Annotated in this window: 24 protein-coding genes; 13 read left to right on the top strand and 11 right to left on the bottom strand. The window is 59.3% G+C overall.

Going from position 1 to position 24,898, the window contains the following annotated elements:
* Positions 1–40 precede the first annotated feature (40 nt).
* Positions 41–286: a hypothetical protein gene (locus MUN80_RS06275; protein ID WP_244721090.1), complete on the bottom strand. Its 246-nt coding sequence runs from the start codon at positions 284–286 to the stop codon at positions 41–43.
* 135 nt (positions 287–421) lie between these two features.
* Here MUN80_RS06275 and MUN80_RS06270 point away from each other — a divergent pair, with 135 nt between their 5' ends.
* From MUN80_RS06270 to MUN80_RS06255, 4 genes are all read left to right on the top strand, one after another.
* Positions 422–1,009, top strand: coding sequence for an RNA polymerase sigma factor (locus tag MUN80_RS06270; RefSeq protein ID WP_244676930.1), 588 nt, complete (start codon positions 422–424; stop codon positions 1,007–1,009).
* Between the two features lie 43 nt (positions 1,010–1,052).
* Entirely contained in the window at positions 1,053–2,213 is a 1,161-nt protein-coding gene (locus MUN80_RS06265; protein WP_244721087.1) for a S1C family serine protease, read from the top strand.
* A 341-nt stretch (positions 2,214–2,554) separates the two neighbouring features.
* A complete protein-coding gene (locus MUN80_RS06260; protein WP_244721084.1) occupies positions 2,555–2,905 on the top strand; it encodes a hypothetical protein in 351 nt (116 codons plus the stop codon).
* 167 nt (positions 2,906–3,072) lie between these two features.
* The gene (locus tag MUN80_RS06255) at positions 3,073–3,294 is read left to right on the top strand and encodes a hypothetical protein (RefSeq protein WP_244721081.1); all 222 of its coding nucleotides are present in this window, start codon (positions 3,073–3,075) and stop codon (positions 3,292–3,294) included.
* A 396-nt stretch (positions 3,295–3,690) separates the two neighbouring features.
* Here MUN80_RS06255 and MUN80_RS06250 read toward each other — a convergent pair whose 3' ends face one another.
* Both MUN80_RS06250 and MUN80_RS06245 read right to left on the bottom strand, forming a co-directional pair.
* Positions 3,691–4,368: an SOS response-associated peptidase gene (locus tag MUN80_RS06250; RefSeq protein WP_244721078.1), complete on the bottom strand. Its 678-nt coding sequence runs from the start codon at positions 4,366–4,368 to the stop codon at positions 3,691–3,693.
* A gap of 235 nt (positions 4,369–4,603) precedes the next feature.
* Complete coding sequence (locus tag MUN80_RS06245; RefSeq protein WP_244721075.1) at positions 4,604–6,778, bottom strand: T9SS type A sorting domain-containing protein; 2,175 nt, start codon at positions 6,776–6,778, stop codon at positions 4,604–4,606.
* Positions 6,779–7,210: 432 nt separating this feature from the next.
* Between MUN80_RS06245 and MUN80_RS06240 the strand changes: the two genes are divergently transcribed.
* Positions 7,211–9,022, top strand: a complete 1,812-nt coding sequence (locus tag MUN80_RS06240; RefSeq protein WP_244721072.1) for a M61 family metallopeptidase — start codon at positions 7,211–7,213, stop codon at positions 9,020–9,022.
* A 132-nt stretch (positions 9,023–9,154) separates the two neighbouring features.
* Here MUN80_RS06240 and MUN80_RS06235 read toward each other — a convergent pair whose 3' ends face one another.
* Positions 9,155–11,389 (bottom strand): pectate lyase family protein, encoded by a 2,235-nt coding sequence (locus tag MUN80_RS06235; RefSeq protein WP_244721070.1) that lies wholly within the window; start codon positions 11,387–11,389, stop codon positions 9,155–9,157.
* 374 nt (positions 11,390–11,763) lie between these two features.
* On the opposite strand from MUN80_RS06235, the gene MUN80_RS06230 reads away from it, so the two are divergent.
* On the top strand, positions 11,764–12,081 hold the full coding sequence (locus MUN80_RS06230; protein ID WP_244721067.1) for a hypothetical protein: 318 nt from the start codon (positions 11,764–11,766) through the stop codon (positions 12,079–12,081).
* Positions 12,082–12,144: 63 nt separating this feature from the next.
* Here MUN80_RS06230 and MUN80_RS06225 read toward each other — a convergent pair whose 3' ends face one another.
* The 3 genes from MUN80_RS06225 to MUN80_RS06215 all read right to left on the bottom strand — a co-directional run bounded on the left by MUN80_RS06225 (position 12,145) and on the right by MUN80_RS06215 (position 14,314).
* Positions 12,145–12,687 carry a DUF2911 domain-containing protein gene (locus MUN80_RS06225; protein ID WP_244721064.1) on the bottom strand — a complete coding sequence of 181 codons (543 nt, stop codon included), beginning with the start codon at positions 12,685–12,687 and terminating at the stop codon, positions 12,145–12,147.
* Positions 12,688–12,821: 134 nt separating this feature from the next.
* Complete coding sequence (locus MUN80_RS06220; protein ID WP_244721062.1) at positions 12,822–13,811, bottom strand: glycoside hydrolase family 43 protein; 990 nt, start codon at positions 13,809–13,811, stop codon at positions 12,822–12,824.
* A 95-nt stretch (positions 13,812–13,906) separates the two neighbouring features.
* Positions 13,907–14,314: a hypothetical protein gene (locus MUN80_RS06215; RefSeq protein WP_244721059.1), complete on the bottom strand. Its 408-nt coding sequence runs from the start codon at positions 14,312–14,314 to the stop codon at positions 13,907–13,909.
* Positions 14,315–14,573: 259 nt separating this feature from the next.
* Between MUN80_RS06215 and MUN80_RS06210 the strand changes: the two genes are divergently transcribed.
* Positions 14,574–15,011, top strand: coding sequence for a DUF2141 domain-containing protein (locus MUN80_RS06210; protein ID WP_244721056.1), 438 nt, complete (start codon positions 14,574–14,576; stop codon positions 15,009–15,011).
* Positions 15,012–15,029: 18 nt separating this feature from the next.
* Here the strand turns inward: MUN80_RS06210 and MUN80_RS06205 are convergent, their stop codons facing one another.
* Positions 15,030–16,034 carry a cation diffusion facilitator family transporter gene (locus MUN80_RS06205; protein ID WP_244721053.1) on the bottom strand — a complete coding sequence of 335 codons (1,005 nt, stop codon included), beginning with the start codon at positions 16,032–16,034 and terminating at the stop codon, positions 15,030–15,032.
* 145 nt (positions 16,035–16,179) lie between these two features.
* Here MUN80_RS06205 and MUN80_RS06200 point away from each other — a divergent pair, with 145 nt between their 5' ends.
* Both MUN80_RS06200 and MUN80_RS06195 read left to right on the top strand, forming a co-directional pair.
* The gene (locus MUN80_RS06200) at positions 16,180–17,091 is read left to right on the top strand and encodes an SMP-30/gluconolactonase/LRE family protein (RefSeq protein WP_244721050.1); all 912 of its coding nucleotides are present in this window, start codon (positions 16,180–16,182) and stop codon (positions 17,089–17,091) included.
* A 278-nt stretch (positions 17,092–17,369) separates the two neighbouring features.
* Positions 17,370–17,999 (top strand): helix-turn-helix transcriptional regulator, encoded by a 630-nt coding sequence (locus MUN80_RS06195; protein WP_244721048.1) that lies wholly within the window; start codon positions 17,370–17,372, stop codon positions 17,997–17,999.
* A gap of 168 nt (positions 18,000–18,167) precedes the next feature.
* Here MUN80_RS06195 and MUN80_RS06190 read toward each other — a convergent pair whose 3' ends face one another.
* On the bottom strand, positions 18,168–18,578 hold the full coding sequence (locus MUN80_RS06190) for a carboxypeptidase-like regulatory domain-containing protein (RefSeq protein ID WP_244721045.1): 411 nt from the start codon (positions 18,576–18,578) through the stop codon (positions 18,168–18,170).
* Positions 18,579–18,860: 282 nt separating this feature from the next.
* On the bottom strand, positions 18,861–19,574 hold the full coding sequence (locus MUN80_RS06185; RefSeq protein ID WP_244721042.1) for a head GIN domain-containing protein: 714 nt from the start codon (positions 19,572–19,574) through the stop codon (positions 18,861–18,863).
* Between the two features lie 319 nt (positions 19,575–19,893).
* Between MUN80_RS06185 and MUN80_RS06180 the strand changes: the two genes are divergently transcribed.
* From MUN80_RS06180 to MUN80_RS06170, 3 genes are all read left to right on the top strand, one after another.
* Complete coding sequence (locus MUN80_RS06180; RefSeq protein WP_244721040.1) at positions 19,894–21,258, top strand: hypothetical protein; 1,365 nt, start codon at positions 19,894–19,896, stop codon at positions 21,256–21,258.
* 23 nt (positions 21,259–21,281) lie between these two features.
* Positions 21,282–22,739 carry an amidohydrolase family protein gene (locus MUN80_RS06175; protein WP_244721037.1) on the top strand — a complete coding sequence of 486 codons (1,458 nt, stop codon included), beginning with the start codon at positions 21,282–21,284 and terminating at the stop codon, positions 22,737–22,739.
* Positions 22,740–22,887: 148 nt separating this feature from the next.
* Positions 22,888–23,271, top strand: a complete 384-nt coding sequence (locus MUN80_RS06170) for a hypothetical protein (RefSeq protein ID WP_244721034.1) — start codon at positions 22,888–22,890, stop codon at positions 23,269–23,271.
* Positions 23,272–23,408: 137 nt separating this feature from the next.
* Here MUN80_RS06170 and MUN80_RS06165 read toward each other — a convergent pair whose 3' ends face one another.
* Positions 23,409–24,326, bottom strand: coding sequence for an NmrA family NAD(P)-binding protein (locus MUN80_RS06165; protein ID WP_244721031.1), 918 nt, complete (start codon positions 24,324–24,326; stop codon positions 23,409–23,411).
* 254 nt (positions 24,327–24,580) lie between these two features.
* On the opposite strand from MUN80_RS06165, the gene MUN80_RS06160 reads away from it, so the two are divergent.
* Positions 24,581–24,892 (top strand): winged helix-turn-helix transcriptional regulator, encoded by a 312-nt coding sequence (locus tag MUN80_RS06160; RefSeq protein WP_311136277.1) that lies wholly within the window; start codon positions 24,581–24,583, stop codon positions 24,890–24,892.
* Positions 24,893–24,898: the final 6 nt, after the last annotated feature.

Raw genomic sequence — 24,898 nt, 5'->3', positions numbered from 1 at the left:
GCCGTTTGCAGAATACAAGCCAGCCAAAGCTGGCGCGTAATTACTTCTGCTCGGTCGTGGTCGTGGTGGTCGAAGCCTCGGTGGTGGTAGCAGCAGGAGCAGCAGCAGCCGTGGTGTCAGCCGACATAGTCGTGCTCGAAGCCGAATCCGTAGTAGTGGTGGTAGCTTCCGTAGCAGGAGCTTCAACAGTCGTGGTCTCGGTGGTTTCAGCAGTCTTCGACTCGCACGAAGCAAGCGTGGTAGCGAATACGAGAGCCAGGGCAGAAACCTTCAGGAGATTCTTCATTTTGGTGTTACGTTTGGAAAATTTTAGTCTGAAAAACGCCCTTCATACCGTCTTTTTAAGAAGGTAACCCGACTGTAGAAAAAATATTTTTCGCGGGTTACCAAAGGGCCCGCACTGTATTAACCGACAAAGCGAATGGGTAAGGGAATTCCTTCCTACACCGATGAAGAGTTCGTGGCGGCTATCCGCCAGGGCGACGACCGGGCGCTGGCACAGCTCTACCGTCTGCACCTGCCGATGGTCTTGCACTACGTTCTGCAAAACAGTGGAACCGAAGACGAGGCCAAGGATGTGTACCAGGAGGGCGTGATGGTATTCTATGAAAAAGTCCGCGAAGGCTCCCTGGAGCTGAGCTGCCAGATCAAGACCTACCTCTACGCCGTGTGCCGCCGCCTCTGGCTAAAGCGCCTCGCCGAGAAAACCCGCTTCGGCGGCCGCCTCGACGACCATGAGCCCTACCTCGAAACCGGTGCCGAGGCCGATTTGGTCCTGGCCGAGGAGCGTGACAAGCGCTTCGCGACGATGAGCGAGGCCCTGGAACGCGTGGGAGAGCCCTGTCGTTCGCTTTTAGAAGGCTTTTACCTGCTGGATAAGTCTATGCAGCAGCTTACGGCGGAGTTTGGCTATACCAATGCCGACAATGCCAAGAATCAAAAATACAAGTGCCTGGTACGCCTGAAAAAGTTGTTTTTCGCCCACTACAAGGAAGAAGAATCGTTTTAGCCGGCCCCGGGAAGCAAGCAGGGCACCCACTCTGCGCCAGACTATGAAAACGGAAGCTGACTATTACGCTTTATTCGAGGCCTACCAGACCGGTGGGTTATCGGCTGGGGAGCGCACCGACTTGGAGCGCCGCTTGGCCGCGGATCCAAACTTTGCCCAAAATTTCGCCGACTTCACCCAGCTAACCGGTACGCTGCACAGCTACGGTGAGCGGCTGGCTACGCGCAGGAAGCTTCACGCCATCCAGGCCGATATAGATGCGGAAGCAGCCGTTCGGCTGGAAGGGGAAACGGTGGAAACCGGCAACCCCGTTATGCCGCAGGTGTATATCTCGCCTATGGAGCGGAAACTGCGCGCATTTTGGGGAGCACACCGCGCCACAGCCATGGTAGCTGCTTCGGTAGCAGTACTGGCTGTATTCGCCACCTTGCTCGGCCTCGAGTGGTGGCGCACGGCCCAGCGCCCCTCGCTGTACGGCTACACCGTGCTGCGCCGCGAAGTGGAGCGCATCAAGCAGACCCAGAAAGCCATGAACCGGGCCATCAACCAGATTGACGGCGCGAAGCCCGAGGCCGAAGCCAACCCCGGCAAGTTCAGCGGCACGGGCTTTGCCCTCACCGCCGACGGTTATCTGGTAACCAGCTACCACGTCATTCAGGGTGCCGACTCGCTATTGATTGAAAGTCGGGACCGGCAGCGCTACCGCGCCGAGCCGGTATTTACCGATGTGGCCCACGACTTGGCTATTCTGCGTATTAAGGATCAGAAATTCAATGGCTTTGGCCGCTTGCCATATTCTTTCAAGCGTGGCACCGCCGATTTGGGTGAGAAGGTGTTCACTTTGGGCTACCCGCGCGAAGACGTAGTATTTGGCGAAGGCTCCCTGAGCGCCCGCTCGGGCTTCGAAGGTGACACAGCCTTCTACCAGATTTCGATTCCGGTGAACCCAGGCAACAGTGGTGGCCCGCTACTCGATGACCGCGGCAACCTGATTGGCATCATCAGTGGGCGGCAGGCCGATATGCAGAGCGCCGCGTTTGCCACCAAATCGTCGTATCTGATGCGGTTGGTGGATTCGCTGTCGAATGCCGGTACGGCCCAGCCATATAATGTGCCCCGCTCCAACCAGCTAGCGGGCACTTCACGCCGTCAGCAGATACGTAAGCTGCAGGATTATGTGTTCGTGGTGAAAGTGTACGAATAGGCCCTTTATCCTGCCTTCTCAACAAAAAGCTCCACTCCTGCGGTGGGGCTTTTTTTGTGCCTTCTTGCAGTCTGTACGGCATCTCGACTACTGCTAGATAGGTGGGCTAGGCAGTTCGCCTTTTTCGGCTAATGAGCAGTGCCCTAAGCAGGATATTGAAGTTGGAAGAACTGTCCGTTAATAGTCGGGCTGATGGTTGAGCTGCTACTTGGTAAATATTAATTGCTAAATGAAAAGTGTAGCCTGCCCTGGACTTTTTGCGTACAGGCTTCTCAGTGGCTTTCACGCTACTCTGTACCGACTTTTCCACCAACACCTACACCTCCGCTATGGAATCCCAAATGGAACAACAATTGGAGAAAATTATGCCCGAAGATCTGGCTCGCACCTTCGAAAGCGCCTACCACGTGCTTATTCAGGGCGACCATGACCATATTGACGACCTGCTGCGTCACGGGGGCACGCTGCTCAAAAAGGCGGCTCAACGCTTTACGCCCACTCAGCTTATCCTAGGTATTGCCGCCATTGCTGCGGTTGGGGTAGTTGTAGTCAACCGCTCCCTAAACCAGGGTGATGATGCGGCCGATGATGCAGGTACTTCTGCTGAGCCAGTAAAAGAACCTAAAGCCAAGGCTACGGCCAATAAAGGCAACCAGGAAAACAAAGGCAGCCAGGAGCACCAGGGCCACTAATCTCTTACTTCCTTCTTAAGAGCCCCGTTGGTTTGGATTCGTCCTGACCAACGGGGCTTTTTGCTTTCACATTATTATGTGATACATATTTATTGCATCTATCCCATATCATTGTCTAATATTGCATCACAAAAAGACAAAAACATCAAATCATAATACAAACCAACATGAAAACTTTTTTCGCCCTCCTTCTCACTTTGGTCGTCATTTCCTCTCCAGCTGAAGCTAGCTCGCCTACTACTAATCTACTCTCTACCAGCACTGTTGTTAACGATGACGCTACCACGGTTTCTGATTGGGGTCTGTTTAAGCGCAAAAAGTACAAGTACAAGAAGCGGCGCAAAGGTAACCGCACGCGCTACCACCGGGGTGGGCTGTTTGGCCGCTAGGCTTTCAGTTTTCACATTTTATACTCTGCCGCAGAATTTCCGCCACAACAGGAGGGATTTATTTAAACTAACCTCTTTTAATTTGTGCTTATCCATTATTATCGATATTATTACCCTCGAATACTGCTACTAATTGTTTACGCACTCCTACTCAGCTACTATGAAAACACTTTCTCTACTCTTGCTCTTCGCTTTAAGCAGTGTTGAAGCAGCGGACGCAATGACAATGGCTGCTACTTCCAACGCGGCTGCTTCAACGACAACCGTAACAGAGGGCTTAACCGATTCCAAGATTTTTAACCGCGACGCGGCCAAGCGACGGAAGCGGCGCAAGTCGCGGCCAGCGTACAAGCGGTTAGGCATTTTGCCCATGCCGGCCCCGCCTACCGCCGTAGCCTAAGCTGCCGGAGCCAGTACACTCGGGTCGTTGTTGGCGGGCGAGTTGACCAACGTGCTTACCACGTACTCCTGCATCAAATTCGCCGCATAAGGCTGCAGCAGCGTTTGGTGCTCCGTCACGGAAGAGCCATCGTCGAGCCAAGCCAACTCTGCCCGCCGGTCAGGCAAGATGACGGGCATGCGGTTGTGCAGCGAGGCCATCAGTTCGTTGGGCTCGGTGGTAATGATGGTAAACGTAGGCACCACTTCCCCCGACGAACGGTCAACCCACTCATCCCAGAGGCCGGCGAAGGCAAAGGGCTGCTCGTTGCGCAATAAAATGCGGTGGGGCGTTTTGGGTCCTTTCTTAGCCGGGGTAGTTTGCTGCCACTCGTAGAAACTATCGGCCAGCACTAGGCAGCGCCGCCGCTGTAGTAGTTGCCGAAAGGAAGGCTTTTCAGCCAGCGTTTCGGCGCGGGCGTTGATAGGCTTGGGCGCGGCTTTTACATCCTTTACCCAACCCGGCAGCAACCCCCACTGCACCAGCTGAATCCGGCCAGGCTCGGAGTTGGTAATGATGGGCAATTGCTGGGACGGGGCCGCGTTATAAGTTGGCGACATGGGCTCCAGAAAGCTGGCGTCGAAACGCTCCTCAATCACGGGAACGGGAGTGGTAAAAGTATAACGACCGCACATAGGTTAAAACTGGCTAACGCGGGCATCGGCTCCGCGGGTGATGAACGTTTGTAGGGTACGCCGCCTAGTTGACGTGAGTTTTGGCAACGCCGTCGCATACCGGCTTCGTTGCGGACCACGAGTCACTGAAAAAGCCGGTTCCACTACCCACTGTCGGCCAAGGCTGCCCCTACTTCTTAAACGCAACAAAGCCGCTGGCAGTGCCAGCGGCTTTGTTCTTTTCTAACGGGTTATTCTATTCCCGCACGAACGGAAACACCAGTTGCTTTGTCGCGCTCTGCACTTGCAGCAGGTAAGCACCCGGTGCCAGATTAGCCACTTCCAGCGGCTGCTCCTGAGCTCCGGCAGCCACGTAGCGGCGCAGTACCCGGCCGGTCAGGTCGGTGAGCTGCACCTGGCACTCCCCGGCGGGCAGGCCGGTTAGGTCGAGGGTGGCGGTGCCGGTGCTGGGGTTAGGATACACGGCAATGGCCAGCGGGCGGGCAGTAGTAAACTGCACAGTGCGTACGGGGCTAAACGAAACCTCGCCGTCGGTATCTACCTGCCGCAGCCGATAGTACACCAGCCGTCCGGAGCGGCCCACCTGGGCATCCCGATGCTGATACACCGATTCCCGCGTGGGAGTACCATGCCCGGTTACGGACGCGACACGCTGGAAATCCGTAGCGTTGAAGGAACGCTCTACCTCGAAGCGGGCATTATTTTTTTCCGAAGCGGTTTTCCAGTCGAGCACGGCATCCACTTTATCGGCAGCAGCGGTAAAGGAGGTAAGTTCCACGGGCAGCGGGGCTCCTATACTGGTCAGCATTGAGTTGGTGTTGTTACTCAGGTCTGGGTCGGGTACGGAGGAGGTGGCCGCGGCCTGGTTGGTCATGGAGGCAGGCTGGGAGTTGGTCACCCGGAAAACCGCCGTGTTGACCACTGCTGCTCCCCCATTGGTCAGAGAGCCAATGGTGTTGTAGGTTACCCAACCAGTTGCCGGGTCGTAGTTACCGTTGGGCGCCGTCACGGCCGACGTGGCCAAGCCTGCGGGCAATTGCAGACGGGGCACTACGTTGAGGGCCGTCGTGGCACCGCGGTTGGAGGTCGTTACCGAGTAAGTTACTGCGGCGCCCCGGGCAGCCGAGGACGGACCGCCGATGGCCGCTACCACGTCGGCACCCTGTACCGTAACGCGGATGTTGGCCGGGCTGGACGTATAGTTTTCTCCCAGGATGGAGCGCATGGTATAAGGCACTATCACCGTACCGGCAAACGTACCCGAGGGCGTAAAGGTCACAACACCAGCATCATCCACGGTGAAGCGGCCTTTACCCGGCACGTTCAACGTAGGCTGGATTCCGGCAGTGCTGGGGTCCAGATCAACGGAAGTAACATCGATGCTGCTGCCGGGGGCCACGTCGTTACTGAGTACGTTTAGTGTTACGGGAGCATTATAGAGCGTGGTAGCCAGGTCGGTATTGGCAAAAGGCACCTGCACGATATTCAGATTGCGAATCTCGTGGATGTTGGTGCTGCCGCCTGTGGAGCCGGCAAAGCCTAGCCGCAGGTTTGGGGGCGGCGTGGGCACCACGAAATTGTCGATGGCCGTCCGAATGGAGTTGCCATGCTGGATGCGCACCGAAATCCGGTAGGTCGTGACTGTACCGACGGTGGTAGGCACCACGTCGATGAAGGCGCGGCGGTAATCGTCGGAGCCGGCCTGAGCCCGTACGGAAGGCACGTCCAGGGAGAAGTCGAGGGCCCCGGGCGCGGTACCGGTCAGGTAAGGATAGTCGGTAGCAGCCGAGCCATCACCGGCCCCGCGAATGGCAATGGCATTGGGCACCCGGCCGTTGGCATCCAGCGTAGCGTTGCCGCCCGAGCGACCCTCAGAGCCGTTGGAATAGTTACCGAACTCGTCGAGGCCAATGCCGATGTACCCCTTGGACACCCCATCGGCCAGAGGGTTCACGGTTTTCTGGGCATACCCGAGGGAGCCGCCCGTGGCACCGATGCGGAAACCGGAGCTAGGCTGATCGGCGTCGACCAAGAAAACACTGAAGCCGTCGGCGCCGGGCGTGGTGCCACCGTAGGAAAAGAACTCGAAGGAGATGGTGAAGCCCGCCGACGAAGGAAAGCCCACGTTGTCAATGGTGTAGCCGGCCTGGTTCTCCACGGCGTCGGTCAGGCGCAGGTAGCCACTGCCCACCGGGTCGTTGGTGCCGCCGGTGCCGGTGAGGCGGGCTACGCCCCCGAAGCTGAAGTTGGAGGCAGAGTTGCCCTTGAAGGTTTCGTTACGTGGAAAAGCCGGGGGCGTAACCTGAGCCTGCAAAGATGAGGACAGCAGCAAGCCGCCAGCCACGGCCCACAAAGTTTTCTGCCAGCGCTTCGCAGCGCGGGTGAGAGAAATAGTACAAATTGCTTGCATAGCACATGGGTTGAAGGATTGGAAATGGAGCGGCGTATGCAATAGGTATACAATGAAACGAAACAAACTTTTGCCAGACAATAACCGGTGCAACAGCTATATTTTATTAGTACAAAAAAACCCGCAATCAATTAGCTTATTACTGTTATTTACAGATTAAATCCTGTTATCAAATCATCATTTTGCCTCCATCTTGCAGCCTAGAGCAACCATTCACACCTAGAGCTCATCCACAGCGCCCGGCCCAAAGCCCATAAGGGCTCCAAGCGGGTTTAGTTCAATTAGACTTTTACTCTATCACCGACGAGCTAGCAAACCTGCCCGGTGGTAGCGTGGCCCGAGCCGGCACGTGGTGCGGCGCAGCGCTGGGGTAGAAGCAACACTTGCGTACTTTTCCGCATCCCTTAGGCTATTATCCTTTTCGCTTTTCGAATGATTGCTTCGCGCATCGCAGCCCTTGCTGGCGGCCTCCTGCTGGCCACTGCTCCCCTGGTTCAGGCCCAGAAAGTCCTGACCTACACCGTCGACATTGACCCCAAAACTGACGCCAACCTGTTTCAGGTGCAGCTGGAAGTGCCTAAGTTGCGCAAGGAACAGAGCATTTACCAGTTTGCCGCCACCGCGCCAGGTACCTACCAGGTCATGGATATTGGCCGCTTCGTGCGCAAGTTCGAAGCTTTCGACGCCCAGAATAAGCCCCTGGAAGTAAAGCAGGCCTCAGTAAACCAGTGGCAGCTGCTGCAGCCCGAGAAAACCCGTTTTATCCGCTACACCATTGCCGAAACCTGGGATACGCCTGTGACCGAACACCGCGTGTACCGTATGTGCGGCACCTCGCTCGAAACTGACCACGCCTTGCTCAACGGCCAGGGTGTTTTTGGTTATCTGCAGGGCTGGCAGGCCCGGCCCCTGCGCATCAAGCTCAACTACCCCGCCGACTGGAAGGTAGGAACCCCGCTGACCACCGATAAGCAGGGCTACTACACGGCCAAGAGCTATGACCACGCCGTAGATTCGCCCTTCCTGCTGGGCCGGCTCACGGAGGCCCGCACCAAGCTCGGCGACGCGGAAGTAGCCTTGTACTGCTTTTCCAAAACCGACCAGGTCAAGGCCGAGCCCCTGCTGGGCTACATGCAGCAGATGCTGCAGGCGGCCCAGGCGTTTCTGGTGCAGTTGCCGGTGAAACGCTATACCTTCCTCTACCACTTCGACGACCAGAGCGCCGGGGCCTGGGAGCATTCCTACAGCTCGGAGTACGTGCTGCGCGAAACTCCGCTCACGCCCGAGTCGGCCAGCCAGATTACCAGTATTGCTGCCCACGAGTTTTTTCACGTCGTGACGCCGCTCAACATTCACTCCGAAATTATCGAGCAGTTCAACTTTGTGCAGCCCACCGGCTCGGAGCACCTGTGGCTGTATGAAGGCACTACTGAGTGGGCTTCGGGCATGATGAAGCTGCGCGGCGGCCTGGTCACGCTGGAGGAATACCTGCAGGAAATGTCGGGCAAAGTGGCCTACGCCCAAACCCGGACCGACACCACTTACTCGCTGAGCAAGCTGGGGCTAAACTCCTTCTCCGACGAAGGCCAGCAGCAGTACGGCAATATCTACCAGCGCGGCGCCCTCACCGCGGCCCTGCTCGACCTGCGCCTGCTGGAGCTCAGCGGCGGCAAGCGCGGGTTGCGCGAGGTGATGAACGAGCTGACCAAACGTTACGGTCCCGACAAGCCCTTCAGTGAGCAAAACTTCTTCGAGGAATTTACCAAGCTGACCTATCCCGAAATCGGGGACTTTTTTACTCGCTACGTGAAGCAGGCCGAGCCCTTGCCCCTGCAGGAGTACTACGCCAAAGTAGGCATCCGCTACACGCCGGTGCTGCATACAGGCCAGCAAGTAGTAGCCTTGGGAGCTAATAATCCGTCGTACCGCTTTGTCGGCAACACCGTGCAGCTCACTGAAGTACCCGGCACCTGGCAGAGCTGCGGGGTGGCCGTGGGCGACGAGTTGGTGGCCGCAAACGGCACCGCCATTACGCCCGCCTCTCTCAAACCCACGCTAACCGAGCTGCAAACCCGCAAGGCCGGCGACGAGTACGAGTTGACCCTGCGCCGGGCCGGTACCGAAAAGAAAGTACGCTGCCGCCTGATCCAGCGGGAGCAAATCAAGCGCTACGACTTGGCCGTGCTACCCGACGCCACCCCGGCCCAGTTAGCCCTGCGTCAAGCTTGGCTCAAGAATTTGTAAGCGGTGGCTGACTTGGGCTGAGCGGTCTGTTTGGCCCGACGTTAGTATGATTAGTCCGCTAAAAGACGCAGCCCCTACCTGGAAAGCCGGTTTCCAGGTAGGGGCTGCGTCTTTTCAACAGCTGCTTATTGGCTATTGCTTGAACAAACGGCTCGTCCGCAGGAAGCCTTCTTCGTCTCGAATCAGAATCAGATACAAGCCTGCTTTAACGTCTTTCACGTTCAAAGGCTGATTCGTGATTCCGGTTTTCACCAGACGGCCCGTGATGGTGTAGAGCGAAAATTCCCGCGTGCCCTTCCAGCCCACCAGCACTTCATCGGCCGCCGGATTTGGGTAAATCGTAATGGCCTGCAGCTGCTGCTTGCGGGTGACCAAGGGCGTCGCGTAGGCCGTACTCATGTAGTACAGGTTGGCGGTAGTGCCTTTGGCAATCTGATGGGCGCCAGCCGGCAATGTCATTGTCAGCCGGCCTGCACTTACTGTCTGGTTTACGCCGTCTACTTTTACCGTTCCGCTGAAGGCATCATTAAATACCAGCGTCAAGGTGGCGGCAGCGGTGGTCGTGAAGGCAATAGCCGTTGACGACTCCAGCTTCAGGCACTGGGTCAAGGTCAGGCCGTTATATTGTACCGTGCCCTGGGAAGTAGAAAGGTTGCCGGTGATGGTGTAAAAAGTACTGGTAGTGCCGGCCGTGGTAAAATTGTGGACCATATCGGCCGCCGTAGTACCGCCACCGCCAGTACCGCCCCCACCTCCGCCAGTTGCCGGACCGTCGCCCTGCACCGAAACCAGCCCAGTAGTATAGTTTACCAGCGCCGTTTGCAGAGGCACATTCACGGCAGAAGAGGCATCGTCGACAGCATTGTTGAAGGTCCACTGAAAATCGCCGCCTTTGACGCGCCCCGCGTACTGCATCACCTTGCCTTTGGCCGCCTCGGGGGCGTCGGGCGTATGGGTATACATGACGGCCGGGTTGGTATCGAAGTTGTTGTAGGCCGTTTTGCCGTACGCCGCAACGACGGTGCTTCCCACTACTTCGCCCCGGGTTGCTGCCACGTACGCATCGAAGTCAACCGTAGAATTTGGATAGCCGGCCGCGCCGTAGGGCACAAAGCGCTGCTGCCCTACCATGTAGTTGTCGAATGCCTTGATAGTCCCGCCGTTCTCGTTCGAGAAAATAGGCATGTTCGTGTAGTCGTTCCGCTGCGTAGCCGGATTATACACGTCCGTGCCCTGCATCGAGGTCAGCATCGGGTACTTGCAATTGCGGAAGTAATTGCCTTCCATAAATACGGAGGAGCCCAGGGTAGAGCCAGCGCCGTACTTGGCATTGCCGTCGTAGTAATTATTATAGACGTGGGCCGAATAGTAGCGCACCCGCGGATGCCGGGAGTCCGAATGGTCGTACCAGTTGTGGTGGTAAGTAATATAGAGCCCCTGGGTGGTGGCTTCGCTCAGGCCCAGCAGGTTCGACTTACCCGAATCCCAGAAATGGTTGTAGGAGAAGGTCACGTAGGTTGACTTTTTGCAATCCAGCGACCCGTCGCCCTTGGCCTGGTCGGCATCGCTGCCCGCGCGGCCGTAGAAAAAATCGACGTTGTGCACCCAGATGTAGTCGTTGTCCTGCTGCAGGCCAATGTTGTCGCCCTCGTCACTGTCGTTATTCATCGTGCCGATGTTGCGGATTTCGACGTTGGACGCATTTTTCACCCGGATTCCCCAGCCATTGGCCACGGCATCGTTGCCGACGCCTTCGAGGGTGATGTAGCTGGAAGCAAAGTTGTTGTTCTCGATAACCAAGTCGCCGCTCAATAGGTAGCTCGGGTCGGTAATGGCTCCTACCATGCGCACGAGCAGCGGCCGGGTGTCCTTGCCTTTCTTGAAACCGTCGAGGATGGTTTGCAGCCCCACGCACGGGTTAGCACTGGCCCCGTTCACGTTGAGTGAAACCGTATTCTTGGTGTTTTGGGTGATGTAGAGAATCACCGCATTACTTTTCACGGTCCCGTCGGCGTTGTAGGCTCCCGGAATCCGGCCATTGCTGAAGGCAAACCCAGTGCGGTCCTGAGCCTGCACCGATAGGGCGCTGGTCACGGTGGCAGAGCCTTCTACCCCGGAGGTGACGGGCACAATCTTAAGCGTATACGCCCCTGGGCTAAGCCCCAGCACATCGGCCCGGTAATAGGAGCCGTAGCTCCGAATCAGCTGGTTGTCTATCTTCAGGTTTACAACGCCGTTACCGCTGTAGTACACATTGTAGCTTTGCGCATTGGCCACAGGCTGCCACTTTACATACGCCGACTCCAGCCAACCGGATGATTCCAAGATGGTCAGCGCCTGAGCGCGCAGAGCAACAGGCAACAACATCAAACACAGAGTAAACAACTGCTTCATACTCGGGAACTTTGGGTGGGGGAATAGCCGACGGCAACCGGATTATCGGTCTTGCACAAACCTACCCTTAAGTTCCAGTAAATGAGAATTTAACAAGACCAAGCCCTGCCTAAAGTTATGCAAACGATGCCGGCAACGATGCCGGCATCGTTGCCGAAGAAAACAGCCTGAAAGACAGCTACCCACCACAGGCTAACCAACCCGGCTGGCAGCGCAGAAGCACCCTCGGGCAAGGGTGGGCTTTTCGCGCCGTTATAAGTCCGCCACGGGCTTGCTGCACAACAGGCGCTGGCCCATGAGATGCTCCGCGCCGTATGCCGCTTTGAGAAGTTCTAGCCACTATGCCCTTGAAAAAGCTCCTGACCATTGATTCCGGCTTTGTACTAACTGGCCTAGGCGTGCTCGTTCGCAGTCCGGCGGAGCAGGCCGCTGAACCCTTGCGCCGCTTCGCTTTGTACACGACGCTGCCTGTCGAGCTGGTTTTTGCTGATGGCCGGCACTACTCTACCACGGCCAGCGTGGAGGAAGTGGCCCGCTCCCACGCCGACGGCTCCCCGGCCCGGCCCGAACCCGCGCTGCTGCTGCACCTTACCGAGCCCCTGGACGTGCCGCCCGGCACCGAAGTATGGCTCAGCGCCGAGCCGGCTCCTACCGACTGGCTCTAAATCAAAAAAGCCCCCACCGGATACTCCGGTGGGGGCTTTTTAATAGCTCAGAAAAGTAGGGCGTTACTTGATGGCGACGGGAAGCTCCAGGTTTTCCCAGCGCAGCACGATGCCATCCTTGGTTACGTCGTAGGCCAGGCTTTCGGCCATGGTAGCGGCTTTGCGCGGGGTGGCAGTTACGCGCAGGGCATCCTGCTTTTCATCGTACTTGTAGGCGCCCCACTGCTTGGCGGTTTTGTTGAAAATAACGGTCCAGTCTTTTTCCGTCGGAATCACGAAAAAGGCGTAGGTACCGGCGGGCAGCTTTTTACCCTGCACCGTTACGTCTTTGCTGAACTCCACGGTGGTAGCCTCATTGGCCCCGGCCCGCCACACCTGGCCGTAGGGCACCAGACCGCCGTAGATTTGCCGCCCCTTCACGCTGGGGCTGCTGTACTTGATGGTCACGTTGGCCCCACCAACTTTGCCGGTGGCCGTAGCGGCCGGGCTAGCGGGAGCGGGTTTGGCGGCGGGAGCTGCGGGCGTGGTCTGGGCCTGGCTCAGGGAGGCAGACAGCAGGCTCACCAGCAACAACGTCAGGGTGAGCAGCGGGCGGAAATTTTTCATGAACGCGAAATAAGGTTGGGTGAAAAAAGGAAACCAAAGCCCGGCCGAAACCGGCATGTGCAAAGTCACCAGTTGCACTAGGCGAGTTGCGCGGCAAACATACTTACTTCGCTATAAGAAATAGCCCAGCGCGCCTATTCTGTGGCTGGGGCAAGCTGCGGCGTGCGCGACGGGGCCTCGGCAGTTGCCATGCGGGGCCAGCCGTCGTGGTACTCTATTCGGTCGAGCAGCATGACGCGGCGGGAGTAGCCCTGCGCATCGTCGATGGCATCGAAAGTAGGCTGTTGGGGGTCAATGGCGTGGTAGGCTAGCCAGTCCTGCCCGGCCGCGTCGGTCACGATGGAGTTGTGGCCGGGCGCGCGCCAGTGGCGGTTGGTTTCGAGAATGATGCTGTGCCCCTTGCCCGTAGCCTGGGCCAGGGTTTCGAAAGGGCCGGTGGCGTGGCGCGAGCGGGCCACCATCACGCCGTAGTGGGCATCATCGCCGCAGCAGTTGTTGCCCGAGTAGAAAAGAAAGTACCACCCGTCGCGCAGCACCACCCAGCTGCCTTCCAGCAGACGTTGGTAGTTGTCGGGGTCGTCATCGGGCACGGGCTGCACCAGTTCTTGGGTTTGGCTGCCTTCGGCAAACGAAATCCGGTCGGGGGCCAGCTCGTGCACCAGCAGTGGCCCGAAGCCCGAGCCCCAGTAGAGCAGGCACTTGCCAGTGGCCGGGTCGTCGAACACCATCGGGTCGATGTTCACAAAGCCCGGACCGCACTGCAGGGGCTGACCAATATCGGTGAAGGGCCCGGCGGGCTGGTCGGCGGTAGCCACGGCTAAGCAGTAGGTATCGGTGCCGTTGGGCAACGCCGAATAATACAGGTAGTAGCGGCCGGCGTGCTCAGTGACGTGGGGCGCCCAGATTTTTTGCGTGGCCGAGGCCCACTGCGGTTTCTGCGGCAAGGCATCGGGCAGCAGCTCCCACTGCACCAAGTCGCGGGAGCGGGCCACTTGTAGGTTGATGATCTGGCCTTGGTACTTGGTCTGGGTGCCGTAGGCGTAGTAGTAGCCATCGGCGGCCCGAATGATGGTCGGGTCCGGAAAATCCTCGTCGAGAATGGGGTTTTGGTAGGTGGCAGGCATGGTAGCACGGTCAGTAGATACAACGCAGGGGCGGCGCGCAACCGCCCAATGGTCTTTCTACGGCGTAGCTGCCGGCAAAGCTTAATCTCGCCGCCTCAACTGGGCCGCACGGGCTGTTGCTGGAGCCACACGTAGGCTGAGGCCACGTCGTCGAAGCCGCTGACCACGGGTTGGGTAATATGGCTCAATACCTGCTCGGTAGCCTGGCGGGCGGCAAAATTGCGCGGGAACACCCAGGCCACGTACTGCAGACCGGCGCTCCGCATTTCCTGCAGCCACCAGGCTCCCCACTCGGTGAGCTCCACCGTGGTGCGGGTGATGCTGGAATTATCGTTCAGCACCTTGGCGCAGGGCCAGGCCCGCAGGCAATCTAGCAGCAGCAGGCAGCATTCCTGGGACGAATCCTGGGTATGCTCCCCCTTCCAGTCGGTGTACAGCCACTGGTTTTGGGCATCGTGGCCAATGTAGATTCGGGGCTCGTCAATCAGGGTTTGCAGCTGCATAGAAAAAGGCCATAGCCGCGGCGGAGCCCGCAGCTACGGCTATCCAAAGATACGGGCCGCTGGAAAAGCACCATTGCCCGGTGTCGGCTTTGGGCCGGGCCGCCGGGCCGGCGAAACTTATTCCGGTAGGGGCGTGTCTAGAAAGGCACCACCGGGCCACCCGGCAGTTGACAGATTGCGGCCATTTGACGATCTTGCTAATCAGGCTTCTGCCTGGCCGTTCTGTTTCTCGCTCTTTTCACCTCGTCTACTTGCAACCATGAAAATTCACCAAGTAGCTCTTCTGGCCGCGGGCACTGTCCTGCTCGGCGCCGGCACGCCGCCTACCAACACGGCGCTGGTCCAGGTCGTCGTCACCGATTTGCCTTCCACCAAGGCCACGGTGAAGCTTTACTTCTACAATGTGAAGGAGAATTTTCTCAAGCGTGGTAGCTATACCCTGCTTAAGTACGTGAAGCCGGCCGGCAGCAAGCAGATTTCCCTGCCCATCGATTTGCCCCACGGCGAGTGGGCTGTGGCTCTTACGCAAGACATGAACGACAACGACCTAGTCGACAAGAACTTCATGGGTATCCCGACCGAGCCCTACGCCTTCTCCAACAACGTGCGCCCCAAGCTGGCCGCGCCCGGGTTCGACGAGTGCAAATTCGTGGTCAACGGCACGGCCAAGGTCGTGACCATCTCCATGAAGAAGTAGCGCCCGGGGTGCACTACTTTAGGGCTTTGGCAAAAAGGCGGGCTGAATAAAGACGTGGCGAATGTCGGGGTGGCACTCCTGAATGCTGGCCCGCAGCCGGTCTACGGCCTGGGTTAGCTCGGCTGCCGCCAGCTGGGGCGCAAACTCGACGCGCAGCACCAGCAGAATTTCGTGCGGGCTCAGATACGACGACAGCGGCGGGGCCACGGCTACTACCGCCGCATCGGCCTGGGTTGTGGCCGTTATCTGGCCCAGCAGGCCGGCATCGGCGGGCTCGCCGAGCAGCAGGCTACGGTTTTCGCGCAGGAGCAGGCCGGCCACCACCAGCAGAATGACGCCGATAAGCAGCGAAGCAGCCCCGTCGAGGCGGGGATTATTGAGCTGATGGCTCAGAAACACGCCCAGAAACGCCACCGCTAAGCCCAGCAGGTCGGCCGCATCTTCGAAGAGCACCACGAAGATGGATGGGTCCTTGCTTTCCCGAAACGTGGTCCAGAAAGGCCGGCCAGCGCGCTGCTCATTGAATGTGCGCCGGGCTACCAGGAACGAGGCTCCGTCGAAGAGAAAGGCCAGGCCCAGCACCACGTAGTTCCAGGTTGGGTCGCCGAGGGGCGTGGGGTGGCGCAGGTGCTCGACGCCCTCGTAGATGGAAATGCCCCCGCCGATGGCAAAAATGCAGATGGCCACCACAAACGACCAGAAATACAGCTCCCGGCCGTAGCCAAAGGGCCGGCCCGGGTGGGCCGGCCGCTGACTTTTGCGCAGGCCCAGCAGCAGCAGCCACTCGTTGGCGGTATCGACCAGGGAATGAATGCCTTCGGCCAGCATAGCCGAGCTGCCGGTGAAGCCCGCAGCCACGAATTTGATAACGGCAATAGCCAGGTTAGCCGTCAGGGCGGCCATAATAGCGAATTTGGAAGATGGCGCGGCCTGGGGCTCGGCGGGGGTAGTAGGCACGGGGCGGGTAGGATAGCAAGTGAGGAAGCCGGGAAGTCGGCCCACCGGCTCCCACTGCTTACCCATACGTGCACCGGGATGCAGCGTAGCTCGGCCTTGGATATTTTGCGCATTGCTACGCCATAATTGTACCTTCAGGCGGCGCTTACGGCCGAGGCCGTTTGGCGCTATTTCTGCCGTGGAATTACCTGATTGTACTTAGCCTTACTTTATGTCCAACCCCTTTTTCTCCGGCCTGTTGGCCGCCACGTTTACCGCCTTGGTTTTGCCGGCCGCCGCGCAGCAAGCCACTCCCATCATTGCCGGGCAGGCCCAGCCCAAATTGGTCAGCAAGCAATTTAAATTTACTGAAGGCCCCGCCGTGGACCGGGCCGGCAACGTGTTCTTTACCGACCAGCCCAACAACAAGATCTGGAAGTACGGCACCGACGGTAAGCTGAGCGTTTTCCTGGATAAGGCTGGGCGCTCCAATGGTTTGTACTTCGACAAGAAGGGTAGCCTGCTGGCCTGCGCCGACGAAAACAACCAGCTCTGGTCCATTGGGCCCGACGGCAAGGCACGGGTAGTACTCGACAACTTTCAGGGCCACCGCTTCAACGGGCCGAACGACCTGTGGGTAAACCCGTCCTCGGAAGGCATCTACTTCACCGACCCCTACTACCAGCGCGAGTACTGGACGCGCCAGGCCCCGGACCCAGCTATTGGGGGCCAGAAAGTATATTTCCTAGCCAAGGGCCGCAAGGAGCCCGTGGTGGTCGACGATAAGCTGGAGCAGCCCAACGGCATCATCGGCACACCCGACGGCCGGCAGCTGTACGTGGCCGACATCAAGGCTAACAAAACTTACCGCTACCAGATTGGCGCCGACGGCCAGCTCAGCGGCCGGCAGCTGTTCGTGGAGCAGGGCTCCGACGGCATGACCATCGACAACCAAGGCAACGTGTACCTGACCGGTAAGGGCGTGACGGTGTACAACCCGGCCGGCCAGCAGATTGCCCACATCGACGTCCCGGCCGAGTGGACGGCCAATGTCTGCTTCGGCGGCAAGGACCGCAAAACCTTGTTCATCACCGCTTCCGAGGCTCTATATACCTTGCCCATGCAGGTAAAAGGCGTGCAGTAACCCCTTCATCCTTTGCCTGATCAGCCCTGGCCGCAGTAGTGGCCGGGGCTTTTTGTTGGCTACAAATTCTTGAAAATTTGAATAAACCCAGATAAAACTGAATAAAGCAACTAATTATACCTACAAGTAGGTATTGCGGAAGCTGTATATACTCCTGACTTTAGCTGCCCCGCCGAGCCCTATGGTTCGGCGGCCATTGCTCCGCTTCTACTACGCTTCCTACCGCCTATTGCTTCATCCGCTTATCCCGTTTGCATGATTATAAAACTACTCCTGCTATGTCGCCCAACTTTGGAGCCGCTTTGGTGGCAGCTCCTCCCACTCTGCACCGCCAAGGCCTGCTAGCTCTGCTGCGCGAGGCCTGCCCGGGCCTGACTATCTGCCTGGTTTCGGATGCCGACCTGCTGCTGACGTTTCTGCAGCAGCGCGCCTATGCCCTTCTGATTCTGGATGAGGCGGTAGCCACTATGCCCCTGCTTTTGCTGCTGGAGCGCCTGTATGCAGTGCGCAGCCAGCAACAGGTGCTCTGTTTCAGCAGCAATGCAAGTCAGAGCCTACCTTCCCTGCTCTACCCCCGTCCCTGGACCATTGTGGACCACAACGCGTCACCGCCGGAAGTCAGCCACACCATTCAGCACCTGCTTACCAAGACTCTGCACGGCCCCTGGACCTTAAAACCCCACGCGGATACGCCCCCATTGGGCCCGCCCACGCCCTTCAGCCGCCGCGAGCTGGACGTGCTGCGCTTAGTCGTGGCCGACTACTGCAATCAGGAAATTGCGGATGCCCTGTGCCTGAGCGTGCGCACGGTGGAAAGCCACCGCCGGGCCTTGCTGCAGAAGGCTGGGGCCCGTACCCTGGTGGGCCTGGTAGCGCAGGCCGTACGCCAGGGCTGGGTCACGGCTTAGCAGCCACTTCACAACTGCTAGTTGGAGGTTCCGTCCGAGTTCTTGTGTCACCATAATCAGACCATGGCTTCGCTTTTTGGCTAGAGCTTACGCTCCTTCTAACGGCCAGCTGACTGCCAGGCCCTAGTAGATGCAGTAGAAAACCGGAGCCATACCTAAGAGAAGCTGCTAATACTTGACCTTCCCCGTCGAGGTCGTCTTTTTGATGCGGCCGTCGCGCTTGAAGCGGGTGCCGGGCAGCAGCTTCAGGGACACGGTTGGGAGCTGACAACTGCTGGGCACTAGTTTTTGGGTTTCGTAGCCACCCGCGCTGATTTGCAGCTGAGCGTTCTGGGGTAGAGGCTTGCGGCTGCTCACGATGTACTGCCCTTCCGAATTGGTGCTAAAAGCATCGTTGACGCCAATTATCACCACGGTAGCGCCGGTCAGAGGGCGCTGGTTTTCATCGGTTACCACTCCGGTCAGGACGGAGCACTCCAAGGAAGCCGCGGGAGTTGGGTCGGACTGCTGAGCGCGGCTGATACCAGGAGCAAGGCTCAGAAGGGCCAGACCAGCCAAAAAAGGTAGCGTACGAAGCATGGGCAAGGAGCAAAAGCGGGTTGACGGGTGGGAGAGGAAGGCAGAAGCAGGTTATTCCTACGGAAAGACACTGGCTGGTAGCTGACTTCGCCGACAAAACCGCTCCCGCAGCCCCGCAACACGGGCTTTGAGCCCTTTGTTTCCCAGACTTCGGAAATATAATATTCTGGATACTCTGGTCAGAGTACTCCTTCTGGCCAAGGCCCAATACCACCACGACCCGGCAGTGGTAGCTACCGGGTCGTGGTGGTGTAGGATATGAGGGCTTACAAGCCGCCGGGGCTAACGGGCCGGCCGGGTGCTGCTGCCCCCACTGGCCTGGGAACTGACCAACCGGGCGCTGCCCTTGTAGCGCACGTCGGAACCGCCGCTGGCGCTGGAACGCAGTTCGCCATCCACGGCCACGTTGGCATCGGAACCGCCGCTGGCCGACACCTCGGCGGTGGTGCTGAGCAGGGCAAAGGCGTGGTAATCGGAACCGCCGCTCACGCTGACCTTCTGCTGCTCCACGCGGCCGCTCAGGGTCATGTCGCCACCCCCGCTCACATTACTGGTCAGGTTTTTGGCTGTGATGGTAAGCTGCAGGTCGGAGCCGCCGCTGGCGGCGAGGCGAATATCCTCGGCCGTGAAGGGCGTTTCACCCCGGGCATCGGAGCCCCCGCTGACCGACAGCGCTGTAAGCTGCGGACAGGTTACGTAGACGCGCACGGAACCCAGCTTGCGGTCCGACAACAGGCTGCGCCACGACCGGTCGGTGTCCCAACCAATAACTAGGGCCCCGTTTTTCACGCTGGTCACCACGTGGGGCTGGGCCTCGCTGGCGGCATCCACTACCACGGCTGCTGTGGGTCCCTGGGTTAGAAATACGTCGATGCCGCCTCCAGCCTGCACCGCCTGGAAGCTGGCTACGGGGCGCGTTTGCCGGACCTGGGCCTCAACAATGGTAGTACTCATAACAAAAGCTCCGAGGAGCAGGGCGCGGACAGCTTGTTTCATGGCAAGGATGGATAGTTAAGGTGAATAATGGGTAGATGCAGGCGCTTCGGCAGACGTTGCCTGAAATATTCGTTAATTTTTATCATCTCACGGCCAAGCCCTTATCAGTATCTACCTAATCAGAGCTACCTTCCACCCGGATACTACTCCACCAAGTAAGTCAGGCGGGGCCTGCTGGATGGTTACCAGGACTGGCTAACTATAGTCCGCGGAATATGATCCGAACGGCACGGCGTAAAGTTCAGTGGTAGCACGGAGGTAATGCCGGGCGAAGCGCTGGAAATTCGGCGGCTCCCCTTGGCTCCTCACCTCCCCGAATATGATGCAGCTGCCCCTGATAGAAGTGGCTATTTCGCTGGCCTTGCTCTACCTGTTTTTTAGTCAGGTGGTGCTTTCCGGCTTCGAGCTTATTGCCAGCCGCATCAACCTGCGAGGACGGTTCCTGCGGCATCAGCTAAACAAGGCCCTCAACAGCGGCAACGATAAAAACTGGGCCGAGCTGGTGTATCGGCACCCGAGCGTGGACATGCTGGCCCAAACGGCCCGCCGCAGCCCTACCTACGTGCCGTCGAGCGTGTTCGTCAAGGCCATTGTCGACCTGGTTATTGACGAGGCCCGGACGCATGAGTTTGTGCCTAAGGAGCAGCCAGGACCCGGCGGTACTGCCCAACCGACCGGTGAGTACGAGTACCGCGTTACGGACCCGGTTGTGACGCCGGACACGGCCCTGCGCAAGTTCGAAGCCGGGCTGGCCAACGTGTCGCCCGGCGACTTTAAGTTCCTGCTGCAAAGCCTGCTGCTCAATGCCCGCGGTTGTACGCCAGTCGGCAGCTCGGGCACCGACGAACAGGTTTTTGCCGAGTTTCTGCGGGGCCTGGCCGTGTGGTACGACAACTACATGGAGCGCGTCACGGGCTGGTACAAGCGCGAAATCCGGCCTTACTTGTTCTTGCTGGGCCTGGTGCTGGCCGTGACCTGCAACCTGGACTCGATTTACGTGGCCCGCTACTTCTGGCACCACGCCGAGGAGCGCCGCCAGGTAGCCGATTACGCCGCCCAGGTTGTGGCAAAGGGACTCAAAATTTCCGCCGACTCAGCTGCGCTGGCGAAGACTGACCCCAAGGCCCGGATAGGGCAGCAGGTGCAGACCTTTATTCACAGGGCCGACTCCCTGACTCTGGGCCTGCAGGCGCGGGGCTACCCCATCGGGTGGAGCATAGCGGCCCGGACCGACAGCACCAAGCTGCCCGACACGTTCTACGACTACCACCCGACCGCCTACATCCCGCTTGGCTTCTGGAGTTGGCTGGGCCAGGAACTCGGACTAACCGATCCGCCCCGAACCCTGCACCCCAGCTACTGGGTGAAATATCAGCGCCAGAACCAGACGGTCCGGCCGGGTGGGGCGGTGCCTACCTTCCGGCAAGTGTGGCAGCGCGACACCCTGCGGCAGCAGCCCGAACTGGTGCCGGGTATGGTATTTCGCACCACGCCACCTGCTACTACCGCTCCCAATCTGCAGCAGCCCGCTTGGCTCATTGGTCTGGGCTGGCTGCTCACGGCCGCGGCCCTCAGCTTTGGGGCGCCCTTCTGGTTTGAGCTGCTCAACCGCCTGGTCAATATGCGCAACCAGGGCCTACGGCCGCCCACGGCCACTCCTGCAGCCGCTAAAGAGTCTACCTGATTTGCTTATCCGCCTGCCTTGTTATGGGTAATATATACAACTGCCACGCCCACGTTTTCAATCTGGACTGCGCCCCGCTTCAGTTCATGGACGTGTACACCGGGCGCCGGCTGGGCCGGGTGCTGCGGTTTCTGCTCGAAATACCCGGGGCCACCCGCCTGCTGGTAACCACCGCCGGCCTGCTGGGCAAACGGTTTCGGCTGCCCTTGCTCACGCGCTACGCTGCCTTTCTCGACATTGGCAGCGGGGTGTCGCAGGTTAGCGTGTTCGAAAAGCAGTTGTTGCCCCACTACCCGCCGGGCACCCGCTTCGTGCTGCTGGCCCTGAACATGGACCACATGAGTGCCGGCGCGGCCGCGCTCAACTACGAGAGCCAGCTCTGGCAGCTGCTGGAAGTGCGCAAGCGCCACCCCGATACCTGCCTGCCGTTTTTGTGCATTGACCCGCGCATGGGCTCCGCCCGCCAGAACCTGGCTTTCGTGAAAAAATGGCTGGAACGGGGCTTCGTGGGACTCAAGCTCTACCCTTCGTTGGGCTTTTTTCCCTTCGATGAGCGCCTGGACCTAGTGTACGAGTTTGCCCAGCAGCACCAGGTGCCGGTGTTGGCGCACTGCTCCCGCGGGGGCATTTACTACCAGGGCGAGCTAACCCACCAATTGCGCTGGCCCGCCCTGCCGGCCGCCTTGCTGCCCCAGATTCAGGCCGCCAGCCCGCCCTTCAAACTCGGCGACCATGACTTTCCGTTGCCGGTACTGACCGGAAAGCTCAGCTTCCGCAACGACCAATTCAGCGACCTGCTGCTGGAACCCCGCCTCTACGACCTAGTGCTGGCGCGCTTTCCCGAGCTCAAGCTCTGCCTGGCCCACTACGGCGGCGGCGACGAAATAGCGGCGGAGCTCAAAAACCCGACGCCCCCAGGCCAAACCACGGCGCCGGTCAACTGGTACCGGGGCGTGCAGTGGCTGATGCGTAAGTACCCGAACGTGTACACCGACGTAGCCTTCACCCTGGCCGAGGGCCCGACCGTATTCCGAAGCCACCCCAAAGACGTACTGTTCGAAACCCTGGCCCAGGACCTGCAGGTCGGCTCGCCCTACCAGGACCGCCTGCTCTTTGGCACGGACTTCTTTCTGGTTTCGCGCCTACAGCCGGAAAACACGCTGGCTGGTGAGCTGACCCAGTACCTGCTCCAGTCGGGCCCGGCCGGAGCGGTGGCCTGGCAGCACCTGGCTACCGATAACCCGACCCGTTTCCTGCATTCCGAGTTTTACACCCCAGTGGAGCATGTAGGCCAGAAACCCGTGCGCCGGCCTTACCAACCAAATGCCGAGCCCGGCCTCACCGTACTGACGCCACCAGCGACTCCTGCTCCACCGACTTCTACACCAACGCCACCAGCTCCTGGGCCACCTCCGCCAACTTCTACGCCGACGGGAGCTAGTACCCCTTCGAGTGCCCAGCCCTTGCCCACTATACCCTAGCTGCTGGTCACTTCTCCCTTATTCCGGCGCCGGGGCTGCTTGCCTGGCGTTTCCATTCTACATCTCCGCTCTTACCTCGTCCTTAACGCCTTATGCCTGAGCCCGTATAGTTTACCTAACCATCCATCCTTCTAACCACCCCTCCGTTATGGAACAGAACGAGCATAACCGCACCCAGGCCCAGCTGGCCAATGACGGCACCGATACGGCCCGCCCCGAAAACGCCCACGGCATAGGTGCCCAGCAGCAGGGCAGCGCTACCCAAACGCCTGCCGGCCCCAATGATACCACCGGCCGCCACGGTGGCAACCATGGCAACGACGGCGGGGCCGAAGTGCGTGACGCCCGTGGCAGCAGCCACCGCGGCGACGAGCCCAATGCCGAATCCCAAAACACCGGGGGCGGCGACGATAACCAGGGCAAGCACCACACCCAGAATACTATCAAGGACCGCACCGACTACAATGACAGCGGCCAGGCCCCCAGTACCGCCAACGACGGTGGCAAAATAGATGACGCCAACAACAGCTAGCCCCGCTGCGCGCTGTTACAGCCTAATAACACGAAACCGACCGTCCCGAAATTGCTCGGGGTGGTCGGTTTCGTGTTATTAAGGAGCTTGGCTAGCGTTGTTAACTCTACCGCATGACGTTCTGTTGGAGGTTTCGTCTATGAGGTTACGGCTTGGGCGGCGCCGTGGAAAGCGGGGGCAAATACCTGCTCGGCAAACTGCTCCAGCGTGGTGGGGGTAGTATTGGCAGGGGTACGCACTTCGGACTGCATAATCCGGCCCTCGTTCAGGCTTTGGGTCATTTCCAGATAAAGGTCGGCCATCGACTCGGAGAGGCCGGCCCCGAGCATACCCTGCCGAGCCTGATCGTAGGGAAACTGCACGTAGGGCAATTCGGGCCGCCCAATGGCTCGCCCGAAAATGGCCGTGGCTTCCTGGTTGGTGTAGTCGCGCGGACCTAGCAGCAGCTGTTCCGACTTCCCGGTGGGCACCCCGGCTTCGAGCACCCGGGCGGCGTAGGCGGCAATATCCCGGGTGGCAATCATCGGCAAGCTCACATCGGGGCGGGTGGCCGAGCCGTTGATGCCCATGCCTTGAATCAGGCCAATACCGGCCAGCAGGTTTTCCATAAAGTAAGCCGGGCGCAGGTGCAGCACGTTCAGCCCGTCAATGGCATTAAGGCGCTGCTCCTGATAGTGCACGCCTAGAATGGGGCCGGTGCCAGCCGTCAGCTCAGCGCCAATGCTGCTCAAATTCACGGCCTCCCGCAGTCCGGAAGCCCGCCCGGCCGCAGCCACGCTTTCCCCTACTGCAGCCTGGTAAGCTAAGTTATCAGGGGCGCCGGTGTTGGGCGGCACCATCAGAAAGGCCGCGTCGGCGGTGCCCAGCACCGTGGTCAGAAAAGCGGTGTTTTCCAAGCTGCCGGCTTGGATATTGGCCCCGGCAGTTTCCAGGGCGGTGAGGCGCTGGCTGGCCCGGGCTACAGCCGTCACGCGGTGGCCACGCTCCAGCAGCAGGTGGGTCAGGTGGGTGCCGATGTGGCCGGTGGCGCCGAGTACTACAATGTGCTTGCTCATCAGAAAGTGGGGTGAAAAATCGTGGGTAAAAAGGACTACCCCGGCGCCGCCTGCAGTACCGCGTCTTGGATGGGTCAAAGGAAATCCTTTACCTTCGGTTTAGGCAAGTACCTACTCTTTGGTAGGGTGCCTACCTTTTTCCCAGTAATACTGATAATCAGCGACTAAATTTTCATGAGCAAGTTCACAAAACAGCAGCAGGCCGAAGCCTACTGGGCCACCTGCGACGAACAGCCCCCGGTGCCGTCTGCCCGGTGCGCACGACGCTCAACGTCTTGGGCGGTAAATGGAAGCTTCTGATTCTATCCTACCTGCTCACCGGGCCCCAGCGCTACGGGGAACTGCGGCGCCTGATGCCGGAGGTAACCGAGAAGATGCTGATCCAGGAGCTGCGGGAGCTCGAAGCCGACGCCATTGTGGAGCGCATCGTCTACCAGCAGGTACCGCCCAAAGTGGAATACCAGCTCACAGAGCACGGCCGGCGGGTACAGCCCATGTTTGCCGAGCTCATCACCTGGGGCCAGGGCTACCGCGACCGGGACCGGAAGCTGGAAGACGCGGCCTGAGAAGCT

It is taken from the genome of Hymenobacter cellulosivorans, from assembly GCF_022919135.1.
In the GTDB taxonomy this organism is placed as follows: domain Bacteria; phylum Bacteroidota; class Bacteroidia; order Cytophagales; family Hymenobacteraceae; genus Hymenobacter; species Hymenobacter cellulosivorans.
Note: the sequence above shows the minus strand (reverse complement) of the source record. Positions and strands in the feature narration are given on the sequence as shown.